Source organism: Bacillus sp. hwrm1 (assembly GCF_040207805.1).
Taxonomy (GTDB): domain Bacteria; phylum Bacillota; class Bacilli; order Bacillales; family Bacillaceae; genus Bacillus; species Bacillus velezensis.
In genome coordinates, this window is record NZ_CP157943.1 from 2183065 (window position 1) to 2199242 (window position 16178).

Below are 16178 nucleotides of genomic sequence, written 5' to 3' on the forward strand. Positions count from 1 at the left end.
TTTCTTTAAAATATATAAAATGAGGTGCTCCAATGTCGGTATTTAAAACTCAAGAAACGTACTGGGAAAACCTGTTTGATGAAGAAGACGGCCTAAGCGCATTCCCTTACTTTAAAGCAGCGGATAAAGCGTCGTTGGCCCGTACCGGCTACCAGGAAAAATGCATCTGCCGTTCCTTATCTCCGGAAGTATCTCAAAGAATTATGACAATGGCGAATCATTCCGATATGGCGGCCTATCTGATTTTATTGGCGGGTATTGAATGCTTGTTGTATAAATATACGGATCGCACGAGCCTGATTCTTGGCATTCCAACGGTATCGAAGCAAAAAGCCGGCCAGTCAGCCGTTAACAACATTGTCCTCTTAAAAAATACGCTTTCAAACGAGAGCACATTTAAAACCGTATTCGGGCAGCTGAAAGAAGCCGTTAATGATTCTCTGAAAAATCAAAACCTGCCGTTTAGAAAAATGGCCCGGCATCTGAGCGTGCAATACAATGACGAGCATATGCCTTTGATTCATACCGTCGTTTCGCTTAACGAAATTCATTCCTTGCAATGTAAAGAAGATACTGCAACCGATACGCTGTTTCACTTTGATTTGGAGAACAACGGGATTCATTTGAAGCTTTTTTATAACGGCAATCTGTACGATGAGCGCTATATCAATCAAATTGTATCCCATTTGGATCAGCTACTGTCTGTGATCCTGTTTCAGCCTCAAGCCGCGATCCATACGGCAGAGATCTTACCGGAAGCGGAAAAACAGAAGCTATTGTTTGATTTTAACGACACCGTCAGAGATTTCTCCGGGAGCAGAACAGTCTATCAATTATTTGAAGAGCAGGCAGAAAGAACGCCTGAGCATGCGGCCGTCAAGTTTAAAAACGACCATTTGACGTACAGGGAACTGAATGAGAAGGCGAGCCGTTTGGCAAGAACATTGCGTAATTGCGGGGTTCAACCCGATACGTTAGTCGCCATTCTCGCTGATCGTTCATTAGAGATGATCGTATCCATTATAGCTGTTTGGAAGGCAGGGGGCGCTTATGTGCCCCTGGATCCTGAATATCCAAAAGAGCGGCTTCAATATTTGCTTCATGATGCGGATGCAGACGTTCTTCTTGTTCAGCATCATTTAAAAAACAGCCTCGCCTTTGACGGCCCGGTGATTGATTTGAATGATGAAACATCATACCATGCCGATTGCTCATTGTTATCACCAGTAGCGGGACACAGCCATTTAGCCTATGTCATTTATACGTCGGGTACAACAGGAAAGCCGAAAGGGGTCATGGTTGAACACGGCGGCATTGTGAACTCGCTTCAGTGGAAGAAGGCGTTTTTCAAGCATTCTCCGGCGGATCGCGTGCTTGTCTTGTACCCGTATGTTTTTGATGCGTTCATTTTAAATTTCTTCGGCCCGCTCATCTCAGGAGCAACTTTGCACCTTTTGCCTAATGAAGAGAATAAAGAAACCTTCGCCATTCAAAATGCCATAAAACAAGAAAGAATTACTCATTTTTCAACTTCCCCCCGTCTTCTGAAAACGATGATCGAACAGATGAACAGAGAGGACTTCATCCATGTTCAGCATGTTGTTGTAGGCGGTGAGCAGCTGGAAACAGATACAGTTGAGAAGCTGCATTCTCTGCAGCCTCGCATTCGGATCAATAATGAATACGGACCGACAGAAAACAGCGTGGTATCTACATTTCACCCTGTTCAGTCCGCTGATGAACAGATCACAATCGGCAGCCCGGTGGCCAACCATCAAGCTTATATTTTAGGAGCGCACCATCAAATCCAGCCGATCGGCGTACCGGGAGAGCTGTATGTCGGAGGAGCGGGAGTGGCCCGCGGCTACCTCAATCGGCCTGAATTGACGGAGGAAAAATTTGTGGAGCATCTGCATGTCCCTGGTCAAAAGATGTATAAAACGGGGGATCTCGCCAGATGGCTGCCGGATGGAAGAATCGAATATTTAGGGCGGATTGATCATCAAGTGAAAATTCGCGGCTACCGGATTGAGATCGGCGAGGTAGAGGCAGCCATGTTCAATCTGGAAAACGTTCGTGAAGCCGCAGTTGTCGCGCGGGAAGACGCAGACGGGGCCAAACAATTGTATGCCTATTATGTCGGCGAGCCTTCTTTGACCGCTGCGCAGTTCAGAGAAGAATTATCCCGGGAACTGCCGAATTATATGATTCCCTCCCGCTTTATCCCTTTGGAACGCATTCCGCTCACTTCCAATGGGAAGATTGATCTGAAAGCTTTGCCTGCTGCTGACGAAAATACGCGGGCGGACAACGAATACATAGCCCCGCGGAACACAATAGAAGAACTGCTGGCGTCTATCTGGCAAGAAGTATTAGGGGCAGAACGTATAGGAATTTTGGATAATTTCTTTGATTTTGGCGGAGATTCGATTAAATCAATTCAGGTGTCATCCAGATTGTATCAAGCCGGATACAAGGTTGATATGAAGCATTTGTTTAAACACCCCTCGATTGCTGAACTTAGTCAGTTTGTAGCATCGGTCAGCAGGGTGGCTGATCAAGGAGAAGTGAATGGCGGAACCAAGCTGACCCCGATACAGCATTGGTTTTTTGAGCAAAAAATGCCGCATGCACACCATTACAATCAGGCCGTCATGTTATATTCGGCGGAAGGCTTTAAAGAGGGCCCGCTTCGCCGGACGATGGAACGGATCGCGTCGCATCACGATGCCTTGAGGATGATTTTTGAAAAAACGCCGGATGGATACGCTCCGCGAATTACAGGAACAGATGAAAGTGAACTATTCCATCTGGAAGTGATGAATTATAAAGGGGAAACCGATCCGGCTCAAGCGATTGCCGATAAAGCGAATGAGATTCAAAGCAGCATGGTATTAGACAAAGGGCCATTGATGAAGCTCGGTTTGTTCCAATGTCCGGACGGAGATCATTTGCTGATTGCAATTCATCATTTGCTGATTGACGGTGTATCCTGGCGTATTTTGCTCGAAGATTTTGCAAGCGGTTATGAGCAGGCAGAACGCGGACAAACGATCCAGCTCCCGCAAAAAACAGACTCGTTTCCATTCTGGGCCGGTCAATTGTCCAAATATGCGGCGGAAACCGATATGGAAGAGGAGATTGCGTATTGGACTGAGCTTTCAAGTATAAAGCCTCAGCCATTGCCTAAGGACACTATCAGCGAAGGGGCGTTATTAAGAGACAGCGAAGAAGTGACGATTCAATGGACAAAAGAGGAAACGGAGCAATTATTAAAACAAGCGAACCGCGCCTACAACACGGATATCAACGATCTGCTGCTGACTTCGTTAGGGCTGGCTGTTCACAAGTGGACAGGCACGGAAGAGATTGTCGTGAATTTGGAAGGCCACGGGAGAGAACCGATTATTCCGGATGCTGACATTTCCCGCACGATAGGATGGTTCACAAGCCAGTACCCTGTCGTCCTGAGGATGGAAGCCGGAAAAAACCTGTCGCAGCGGATCAAGATCGTAAAAGAAGGGCTGCGCCGTATCCCTGACAAAGGAATGAATTACAGCATCATCAAATATATATCCGGGCACTCGGAAGCCGACAGCCTGCAGCTGAATCCGGAGATATCGTTTAATTATTTGGGACAATTTGACCAAGACCTGAAGCATCAGGCTTTGCGCATCTCGCCTTTTTCCACAGGGTTGTCAATGAACGAAAACCAAGAGAGAACGGCCGTGCTTGATTTGAACGGAATGATTGCCGAAGGGACATTATCACTGACACTGAGCTACAGCAGCAAACAATACGAAAGATCTACTATGGCTCAATTTGCCCGGGGGTTGATAGAAAGTCTGCAAGAAGTCATTGCGCATTGCGTAAGCCGGCAGCAGACTTCTCTCACACCAAGTGACATCCTGTTAAAAGACATCTCAATCGACGAACTGGAACAGCTTTTGGAGCAGACGCGTGAATTAGGCGAAGCGGAAAATATTTATCCATTAACGCCGATGCAGAAGGGCATGCTGTTTCACAGCTTATTTGATCCGAATTCTGGTGCTTATTTTCAGCAAACGATGTTTGATCTGCATGGAGATCTGGAAATTGATTCATTTTCAAAAAGCTTGGACGGCTTATCGCAAAAATATGATATTTTCCGCACGAATTTTTACAGAGGCTGGAAGGATCAGCCGCTCCAAATCATATTCAAAACGAAAAAAATCGGTTTTCAATTCAATGACTTACGAGAGATGAAGGAATCTCAAAAAGAAGCAATGATTCAGCAGTATGCCAGAGAAGATAAGATGCGGGGGTTCGACTTAGAAAAAGGCGCGTTAATGCGGTTATTCATCCTTCGTACGGATGAAAAGACATACCGTTTTATCTGGAGTTTCCACCATATTTTGATGGACGGCTGGTGTCTGCCGCTGATTACAAAAGAAATTTTCGAGAATTACTTTGCTTTGCTTCAGCAAAAACAGCCTGAACAATCGTCAATTACTCCGTACAGTCAATATATTGAATGGCTCGGCCGGCAAGATGCGAAAGAAGCCACGGCTTATTGGGATCAGTACTTGGAGGGATATGAGGAGCAAACCGGCCTTCCTAAGGATCACCATGCAGCGGAAGACGGACGATACGTTCCTGAAAAAGTGACGTGTGACATAAGCTCTGATCTCACTTCGAAAATGAAGCGGACGGCAGGCAAGCATCATGTCACGCTGAACACGCTGCTGCAGACGGCATGGGCGGTTTTGCTGCAGAAATATAACCGCAGCCGGGACGTTGTGTTTGGAAGTGTTGTATCCGGAAGACCCGCTGGAATTCCAAACGTGGAAACCATGATCGGCTTATTCATTAACACCATTCCTGTCCGGTTTCGGTGTGAAGCCGGGACAACGTTTGCCGGGCTTATGAAAGAGGCGCAGGAAAGGGCTGTAGCGTCTCAACAATTTGAGACGCACCCACTGTACGATATTCAAGCGCGTACAACGCAAAAGCAAGATTTAATTACACATTTAATGATATTCGAAAATTATCCGGTTGATCAGTATATGGAAAGTATAGGCCGCCAAAACGGAACATCCATCACGATTTCCAACGTACAAATGGAAGAACAGACCAACTACGATTTTAATTTGACCGTTATACCGGGCGACGAGATGAACATCTCTTTTGAATACAATGCAAATGTGTATGAGCGGGCAAGCATAGAGCGGGTTCGGGAACATTTCATGCAAATCCTGCATCAAGTCGTGACAGATGCGGATATCCGGGTGGATCAAGCGGAATTGTTAACGGAAGGCGAAAGAAGAACCCTTCTGCAGACGCTGAACGACACGGCTGCGCCGTTCCCGCAGACGCCGGTTCATCAATTATTTGAAGAGCAATCGCAGCGTACGCCCGATCAAGCAGCCGTCATTGATAAGGACAGGCAGCTCACGTACGGAGAGCTCAATAAGCGGGCCAACCGACTGGCGCGAACGTTAAGAGCGAAAGGAGTGCAGACGGATCAGCCTGTAGCCATCATCACAAGAAACAGCATCGAATCGGTGGTCGGAATCCTTGCCGTTTTAAAATCAGGCGGAGCCTATGTCCCTATAGATCCGGAATATCCGCAAGACCGCATCCGGTATATGCTGGATGACTCCCAAGCCGGAATCGTTTTAATGCAGCGGGACGTCAGGAAACAGCTTGCCTATGAAGGCGCCACGGTTTTACTTGATGATGAAAGTTCTTATCACCAAGATGGCTCTGACCTTGCTCCGATAAATGATGCGAGCCATTTGGCATATGTCATTTATACGTCAGGTTCCACAGGCCGGCCAAAAGGCGTACTAATCGAGCACCGAGGCTTGACCAATTATATTTGGTGGGCGAAAGAGGTTTATGTAAAAGGCGAGAAAGCCAACTTCCCATTGTATTCGTCAATTTCTTTTGATCTGACGGTGACTTCTATTTTCACGCCGCTTGTCACAGGCAATGCAATCATCGTCTATGACGGAGAGGATAAAACAGCTCTGCTTGAATCGATTGTGCGGGACCCGAGGGTGGATATCATTAAATTGACCCCGGCCCATTTGCAGGTCTTGAAAGAAATGAACATTGCCGATCAAACGGCTGTCCGAAGAATGATTGTGGGCGGGGAAAACTTAAGCACCCGGTTAGCCCGCAGCATTCATGAACAGTTCGAAGGCCGGATTGAAATATGCAATGAGTACGGACCGACGGAAACCGTTGTCGGCTGCATGATTTACCGTTACGATGCCGCAAAGGACAGGCGGGAATCGGTACCGATCGGAACCGCTGCGGCAAACACGAGCATTTACGTTCTTGATGAGAATATGAAACCCGCGCCGATCGGTGTCCCGGGAGAGATCTATATCAGCGGCGCCGGTGTGGCAAGAGGATATTTGAACCGTCCCGAATTAACGGCAGAGAAATTTGTCGATGACCCGTTTGAACCCGGAGCGAAGATGTATAAGACCGGGGATTTGGCGAAGTGGCTGGCGGACGGAAACATTGAATATGCGGGCAGAATAGATGAACAAGTGAAAATCAGAGGCTATCGTATCGAATTAGGCGAGATCGAGGCGGCACTGCTTCAAGAAGAAGCGATCAAGGAAGCTGTCGTTACAGCCAGAGAGGACGTCCACGGGTTTAAACAATTGTGTGCATATTACGTGAGCGGCGGGCAAACAACGGCAGCCCGGCTCCGGAAACAATTGTCTCATACCCTTGCAAGTTATATGGTTCCGGCTTATTTTATCGAGCTTGATGAAATGCCTTTAACTTCTAACGGAAAAATAAACAGAAAAGGGCTGCCGGCTCCGGATTTCGAGCTGCAGGACAGAGCAGAGTATAAAGCTCCCCGAACAAATGCTGAAGAAATATTAGTTTCTACCTGGGAATCGGTATTAGGCGCTGAAAACGTCAGTATTCTTGATAATTTCTTTGACCTTGGCGGAGATTCCATTAAATCCATTCAAGTATCCTCCAGATTAAATCAGCAAGGATACAAAATGGAAATCAAAGACTTGTTTCAATATGCAACAATTGCTGAATTGAGTCCGCATATCAAGCAGAATCTGCGTATAGCCGATCAAGGTGAGGTCAAAGGAAAAGTCAGCCTGACTCCTATTCAGCATTGGTTTTTCGAACAAACAACAACAGATCAGCATTATTACAATCAAGCCGTCATGCTGCATGCGCCGGAAGGTTTTCAGGAAACGCAGCTTCATCAAACCCTGCAAAAGCTTGCTGAACATCACGATGCGCTCCGCATGACATTCCGGACTACGGAAAATGGCTGTGAGGCACAGAATGAAGAAATCGCCCAAAGCGGACTGTACCGCTTAGAAGTCCTGAATCTGAAAGAAGATCCCGATCCGGGACGGACAATTGAAGCCAAAGCTGATGAGATACAAAGCAGTATGCGTTTAAGTGATGGGCCGTTAATGAAAGCCGGGTTGTTTCAATGCGCAGATGGAGATCATTTGCTCATTGCCATCCATCATTTGATTATAGACGGGATTTCATGGCGCATTTTACTGGAAGATATCGTTAGCGGCTACAAGCAAGCCGAGAACGGGCGAGTGATTCAACTGCCGCAAAAAACAGACTCTTTCCAATTATGGGCTAAGAGACTGTCAGAATATGCGCAAAGTGAAACCATAAAACAAGAACAGGAATATTGGACAAAAATTGAACAAACCGAAGTCAAACCGCTGCCTAAAGATTTTCATGAAACCCATACAACTGCAAAAGACAGTGAAACAGCAGCTGTGGAATGGACGAAAGAGGAAACGGAGCTCTTATTAAAACAAGCGAATCGCGCTTATCACACGGAAATAAACGATTTGCTTTTAACTTCTCTGGGTCTTTCCATATCGCATTGGTCAGGACTGGAACAAATTCCGATTCATTTAGAGGGACACGGCAGAGAACAGATTATACAAGATATAGATATCTCCCGCACGGTCGGCTGGTTTACAAGTCTGTATCCGGTTGTGCTGCACGCGCAGCCGGGCAAAGAGATCTCTGATTATATCAAGACGACCAAAGAAGGATTGCGCCAAATTCCGCATAAAGGGATCGGATATGGAATAGCAAGGTACTTAAGCGGCGGAATGCCATCGAAACTCAATCCCGAGATCAGCTTTAACTACCTGGGACAGTTTGACCAAGATTTACAGCGGCATGGGGTTCAATTATCTTCTTATTCTTGCGGTTCAGACTCAAGCGGACATCAAGAAAGACCGTATGTATTGAATATAAACGGAATGATCACCGACGGCCGGCTGAAGCTTACGATCAGCTACAGCAGCAAACAGTACGCAAAAGAAACGATCATGCGGTTATCGGAAACGATTCAAAGCCGCCTGCGGACCATCATTACGCATTGCGTTCATAAAGAACAATCGGAACTGACGCCAAGCGATATTTTGTTAAAAGGCATATCCATTGACGAATTGGATCAGCTCCTCATTCAACTGCCGCATGCAGGTGAGGTTGAAAACGTGTATCCGCTCACTCCGATGCAGAAAGGAATGCTCTTCCACAGCCTGCTGGACGAGGCCTCAAGTTCTTATTTTGAACAAGCATCGTTCGATTTGCAGGGAGAGTTAAAGATTGATTGGTTTAAAGCAAGCCTTGAACGATTATTTGAAACATACGCCGTGCTCAGAACCCGTTTTTACAGCGGCTGGAACGACACTCCTTTACAAATTGTCTATAAAACGCAAACACCGCAAATTCATTTTGCAGATTTGCGTGATATAGAGGAGCACCTGAGAGAGGATGCAATCGCAGCCTATCAAAGAGAAGATAAGGCAAAAGGATTTGACTTGGCTCGGGATCCGCTGATGCGCATAGCGATTTTCCGGATGGAAGACCGCAAATATCATTTGATTTGGAGCTTCCATCATATTGTGATGGATGGCTGGTGCCTGTCTCTTATCACGAAGGAAGTGTTTGATCATTATAGCGCCTTACAGGAAGGCAGGGAACCAGAACCGCTATCGGCAGTTCCTTACAGCGACTATATCGAGTGGCTTGACCGCCAAGATCAGGGAGCGGCAAAGCGGTACTGGAGCGGGTATCTTGAAGGATATAAAGGTGAAACCACGCTTCTTCATAAAATAGCGCAGCATGAACAAAAAGAATACGCTTATGCCAATTTGATCTGCCGATTTGATCACGAACAGACAAAACAATTACAGCAGATCGCAAATCAGCATCAGGTTACGTTAAATACGTTGATCCAAACGTTATGGGGAGTATTATTACAGAAATACAGCGGGTCCGCAGACGTTGTCTTCGGCAGTGTCGTGTCGGGAAGGCCGGCGGAAATTCCTGATGTGGAACAGATGATCGGCCTGTTCATCAATACGATTCCGGTTCGCATCCGCTGCGATGAGGACAGCACTTTTGCTGATACGATGCAAATGGTTCAACAAAACGCGCTGGCTTCCCAATCGTACGATACCTATCCTTTATACGAAATTCAGGCCCAAACGGAACAAAAGCAAAACTTAATTGATCATATCATGATCTTTGAAAATTATCCGATAGGGCAGCAAGCCGAAGAGACGGGACATCATGGTACGGAGCTGAACATTACGAATTTTCATATGCAGGAACACTCCCACTATGATTTGAATGTGGTTGTCATACCTGGCAAACAGCTGGCCGTTCATTTCGGTTTTAATGAAAACGAATATGAAAAATCAGAAGTGGAGCGGCTCCGAGGTCATTTTGAAAAACTCATGCAGCAAGTATTGCGGCAGCCGTCTGTCAAAATAGAAGATTTGGAGCTTCTCACTCAGCAAGAAAAAGAATATCTGCTCAGCCGCTTTCAGTCTAATGACATGCATTACCCGCGTGAAAAAACGATTCATGAGTTGTTCGAGGAACAGGCGCATCGTACTCCGGACAATACAGCGGTTGTATTCGAGGGTAAACAATTCACCTACGAAGAACTGAACCGGCGTGCCAATCAGCTTGCTCGAACCTTGCAGGCAAAAGGAGTGCAGGCGGATCAGCTTGTCGGCATTATGACTGAACGCTCGCTTGAGATGGTTGTAGGCATCTTGGGAGTTTTAAAAGCGGGCGGTGCATATTTGCCGATAGATCCTGATTCTCCGTCTGAACGCATCCGTTATATTTTAAATGATTCAAGCATCAGCGTATTGCTTTACTGCGGGAAGCTGCAGGATGACATCGGCTTCTCAGGAACATGTATCGATCTCATGGAGGAACATTTCTATCACGAAAAAGACAGCAGTCTTGCACTCTCTTATCAGTCCAGTCAACTGGCCTATGCCATTTATACTTCCGGCACGACAGGCAAGCCTAAAGGCACGTTAATTGAACATCGCCAGGTCATCCACCTGATAGAAGGGCTGAGCCGCCAAGTATACTCTGCCTATGATGCGGAGCTGAATATAGCCATGCTCGCTCCATATTATTTCGATGCTTCTGTTCAGCAAATGTATGCTTCCTTGCTGTCAGGCCATACCTTGTTTATTGTTCCGAAAGAGATAGTGTCAGACGGTGCTGCCTTATGCCGTTACTATCGGCAGCATTCGATTGACATCACTGACGGAACACCTGCCCACTTAAAGCTTTTGATAGCTGCAGGTGATTTGCAGGGAGTCACGCTTCAGCATCTTTTAATCGGAGGAGAGGCTCTTTCCAAAACGACGGTAAATAAGCTCAAGCAATTATTCGGCGAGCATGGCGCTGCGCCTGGGATTACTAATGTATATGGGCCTACGGAGACTTGCGTAGACGCGTCTCTGTTCAACATTGAATGTTCTTCCGATGCTTGGGCACGCAGCCAAAACTATGTCCCTATAGGCAAGCCGTTAGGCAGAAACCGAATGTACATTCTTGATTCAAAAAAACGGCTGCAGCCGAAGGGCGTCCAAGGCGAGCTGTATATTGCAGGGGACGGTGTCGGGCGGGGTTACTTGAACCTGCCGGAACTGACGGACGAAAAATTTGTTGCCGATCCGTTTGTACCGGAGGACCGAATGTACAGAACCGGTGATCTGGCCCGCCTTCTGCCGGATGGAAATATTGAATATATCGGCCGGATTGATCATCAGGTGAAAATTCAAGGTTTTCGGATTGAACTCGGTGAAATCGAATCGGTGATGCTGAACGTTCCTGATATTCAAGAAGCCGCCGCAGCTGCCCTTAAAGATGCAGATGATGAATATTACTTGTGCGGATACTTTGCAGCAGATAAGACAATACAGATCAGTGAACTTCGCGAAAGAATGGCCCGGCATTTACCCGGATATATGATCCCCGCTCATTTTGTGCAGCTGGATAAGATGCCGCTGACGCCAAACGGGAAGTTGAATCGCCAGTTATTGCCGGCTCCGGTCAAAAAGCGTGACAGCGGCATAGAGTACGTCCCGCCGCAAACTTCGGCAGAAATCCAGCTGACAGCAATTTGGGAGGATGTCCTTGGACTAGAGCAGGTGGGGATCAGAGATCACTTTTTTGAGATCGGCGGACACTCCCTGCGGGCAACGGCGCTGATTGCAAAAATACAAAAGCAAATGCATGTCCAAATTCCTTTGCGGGACGTCTTCCGTTTCCCAACCATTGAACAGCTCGCACGGACGATCACGAAGACGGAGCTGACCGGGTATGCCGCGATTCCTGCAATTGAAAAAAGACCTTATTATCCGGTATCCTCAGCACAAAAACGGTTGTACATCCTGAATCACTTGGAAGGCGGAGAACTCAGTTACAACATGCTGGGACTGATGACTGTGGAAGGAAAGCTTGATCGTGACAAGCTGCAGCAAGCCTTCCGCACGCTGATTTTGCGCCATGAATCTTTGCGCACCGGTTTTAAAATGGCTGACGGAGAACCTGTTCAGTATGTCTTGGATCACGCGGCGTTTGAAGCAGAGTGGTACCAAGGGGAAGAAGATGATGCGGACCTTTATATCCGCCAATTTATTCGTCCTTTTCACCTGGATGAGCCGCCGCTGCTTCGCGTAGGGCTGATTGAACTTCAACCTGACCGCGGAATTCTGATGTTTGATATGCACCACATTATTTCTGACGGAACATCCATGAGCGTATTGATCAAAGAATTTATCCGGATTTATGAAGGAGAGACATTACCGCCCCTGCGCATCCAGTACAAGGACTACGCGGTATGGCAGACCGGCGAAGCGAGATTACAGCAGATTCAAAAACAAGAAGCCTATTGGTTAGAGCTGTACAGCGGCGACGTTCCTGTCCTTCATCTGCCGGCCGATTATATCCGGCCGTCGGCACGGGATTTTGCGGGAGCCACAATGCATTTTACGCTTGATAAGCAAAAAAGCGACGGATTAAAGCAGCTGGCATCCCAAACTGAATCGACTTTATATATGGTGCTCCTTGCGTCTTATACATTATTGCTTTCAAAATACAGCGGCCAGGAAGACATTATTGTCGGCAGTCCTATAGCGGGAAGACCGCACGCCGATTTGGAACCGATTATCGGAATGTTTGTCAATACATTGGCGATGAGAAATTACCCTGAAAAAGGGAAGACGTTCTCTCAGTATCTGTCCGAAGTGAAGGAGAATGCATTAAAAGCTTATGAACATCAGGATTATCCGTTCGAAGCGCTGATCGATCAACTGAATATCGCCAGAGACTTGAGCCGCAATCCATTGTTTGACACCATGTTTGTGCTTCAAAACACGGAGCAGGAACAGTTAGAGATAAATGACGTCACTTTCAAACCATATCCAAACGGACATACGATGGCGAAATTTGATCTAACTTTAACTGCTGTGGAAGAAGGGGCGGGTATTCAGTTCACGCTGGAATACTTGACGGCTCTGTTTAAACCGGAAACGATCGAACGGATGATGGGGCATTTTGAACAGCTGGTTGATTCGATTATTAAACAGCCTGAGGCCGAGCTGGCTCGTTTAAATATGATGACCAAGGAAGAGGAAAGAGACATTCAGCAACTCTTTAACGATACTGCAGTTGCGGAAAAACGAATTCCGACAACGATTCATCAGCTTTTTGAGCAGCAGGCTGAGCGTAACCCGGATCATGAAGCCGTCATGTTTGGAAATCAGACGCTGACTTATCGTCAGCTGAATGAACGTTCCAATCAGCTGGCGCGCGTTCTTCAAGATAAGGGTGCCTGCACTGATCAGGTTGTTGCCGTTCTCACGGATCGCTCAGCACATATGATCATCGGCATTTTAGCCATATTAAAGGCCGGCGCAGCATTTCTCCCTATCGATCCGGAGCTTCCCGAAAAACGGCGGGCTTTTATGCTAAAAGACAGCGGTGCCGATGTGCTTTTGACTTGTGCAGGTCACGCTATTCCGCCGCTCTTTGAAGGAGAAGTGCTTCTGCTTGATGATCCGTTACTATATCAAGGCAGAACAGACAATCTTAATCTTTCCTGCTCGGAAAATGATTTAATGTATGTTATTTACACGTCAGGCACAACAGGGCAGCCGAAAGGCGTTCAGCTGGAGCACAAGACGATGACGAATCTGCTCGCTTATGAGCAGGATCATACGCAGCTTCGCTTTGACAGAGTGCTGCAATTTGCCGCAATGAGCTTTGATGTCTGCTATCAAGAAATGTTCTCCGCGCTTTCAAGCGGAGGAATACTCTTTATCATCGGCAATGATGCAAAACGTGACATACGGCAGCTCAATGATTTTGTCAGAACGCACGGGATACAAACAGCATTTCTCCCGACAGCGTTCCTTAAGCTCCTTGCCTCAGAGAAACACTATTTCGAACCGTTTGCCGAGTGCGTGGATCACATCATCGCTGCGGGAGAACAGCTCATCGCAACAAGGATGCTGCGTGACATGCTGGCACGACACCAAGTCACATTGCATAATCATTACGGTCCGTCGGAGACGCATGTTGTGACCATGTATACCGTCGATCCTGATACAGATCAGGAGCTTCAGCCGATCGGAAAACCGATTTCAAATACGGAGATTTTCATTTTGAATGAAGCCGGAACGCTTCAGCCTGTCGGAATCGTCGGTGAACTTTGTATTTCAGGAGTGAGCCTGGCCAGAGGCTATCATAACAGGGAGTCTTTGACGCTCGAAACTTTTGTTCCGCACCCATATGACTCGAATCAACGGATGTATAAAACAGGCGATCTGGCTCGTTACCTTCCCGAGGGAAACATTGAATATGCGGGAAGGAGGGACCATCAAGTCAAAATCCGCGGTTATCGGGTTGAACTCGGTGAGGTGGAAGCCGCTCTTCTCAAGCACGTACAGGAAGCAGTTGTCCTAGCAAAAGAAAATACCGATGGCCAAAGCGATTTGTATGCCTATTTTACAGCAGAGCAATCACTCTCGATCAGTCAGCTTAAAGAAAAACTTGCTGGCCAAATACCGGGATATATGATCCCTTCATACTTCATCCAGCTGGAGAAACTGCCGCTAACCGGCAATGGAAAAGTAAATCGAAGAGCATTACCGATGCCTGAAGCAGGTTTGCAAACGGGGACTGACTACGTTGCTCCGCGGACGAATATGGAAGAGCAGCTGATATGCATCTGGCAAGACGTTTTGAAGGTAAAAGAAATAGGTGTAAAAGATAACTTTTTCGATTTGGGCGGCCACTCGTTGCGGGGGATGACGCTCATCGCCAAAATTCATAAGCAATTCAGCAAAAACATTTCATTAAGAGAAGTCTTTCAATGTCCGACAGTTGAAGAAATGGCACAGGCTATTGCAGAAGCTGAAACCAACGGACCGGACTATATTCCGAAAGCCAAAGCAAAAGATGTCTATCCCGTATCGTCCGTGCAGAAGATGGTTTACCTGTCAACACAAATAGAAGGCGGAGAACTGAGCTACAATATGCCGGGAATTCTTACATTAGAAGGAAAACTCGACATGAATCGCTTGCAAACCGCTTTCCAAAGACTGATCCAGCGCCATGAATCGCTGCGTACCGGTTTTGAAATGGTCCGCGGAGAACCGGTGCAGGTGATCAAATCGCAAGTGGAGTTTTCGATGGAAAGATACAAAGCAACAGCCGACGAGGTTGAGGAATGTTTCCGGGCCTTCGTGCGGCCGTTCGATCTCAGCCAAGCTCCATTACTCAGGGCCGGACTCATCGAGTTAGAACAAGACCTGCATATTTTCATGTTTGACATGCACCACATTATCACGGACGGCGCCTCCATGAATATTTTTGTCGAAGAACTGATTCAATTGTATGACGGCAAAGAGTTAGCTCCGCTCCGTATTCAGTACAAAGACTTTACGGAATGGAAACATCAAAAAGAACAAAGAGAACGAATCAAGAGCCAGGAAGAGTATTGGCTTGGTGTATTTCATGAAGAGCTCCCGTCATTCGAGCTGCCGAAAGATTTTGCGAGACCGCCGGTTAGAAGCTTTGATGGGAAAAGGCACAATTTTACGCTCGATAAGACTGTCACCCAAGGGATAAAGCAGCTGGAAGAATTGACCGGATCGACCGCTTACATGATTCTATTCTCGGCCTATTCCATACTGCTGGCAAAATATAGCGGTCAGGATGATATCGTTGTCGGTACACCTATTGCAGGGAGACCGCATGCGGATTTGGAACCCATTATCGGAATGTTTGTCAATACATTAGCCATCCGCACCGCTCCGATGGCGGAAAAGACATTTTTGGATTATATAACGGAAACGAAAGAAACCATGCTGAAGGCTTTTGAACATCAAGAGTATCCTTTTGAAGAATTAGTTGAAAAACTGGGTGTGAAACGGGACTTAAGCCGCAATCCATTGTTTGATACGATGTTTGTCCTGCAAAATACCGAACAAACAGATATTGAAGTGGACTCTCTCGCAGTCAGGCCTTATGAACAAACAGAGACGGCAGCCAAATTTGATTTACAGCTGAACTTCTTAATAGATCAAGATGAGATTCAGGGCAGTTTTGATTACTGTACGAAACTGTTTAAAAAGAAAACCATTGCTGTATTGGCCAAGGATTACGTCATGATCCTTTCGGCGATTATGAGAAACCCATCCATTCCTTTAAAAGACATTCAATTAAGCGAAAAAGTAAACAAAAGTAAACATCTCGCAAGCACAATCGAATTGGATTTCTAATCACAGGGGCAGCGGCTGTCCCGGCATGAATGCCGCGGCTGCCGCCAGTCGCCTGAA

At 46.7% G+C, this 16178-nt stretch carries 1 protein-coding gene; it reads left to right on the forward strand.

Annotation, left to right across the window (positions count from 1 at the left end; genetic code table 11):
- Positions 1-32 precede the first annotated feature (32 nt).
- Complete coding sequence (locus ABK447_RS11330) at positions 33-16121, forward strand: non-ribosomal peptide synthase/polyketide synthase (protein ID WP_349908939.1); 16089 nt, start codon at positions 33-35, stop codon at positions 16119-16121.
- Positions 16122-16178 lie beyond the last annotated feature (57 nt).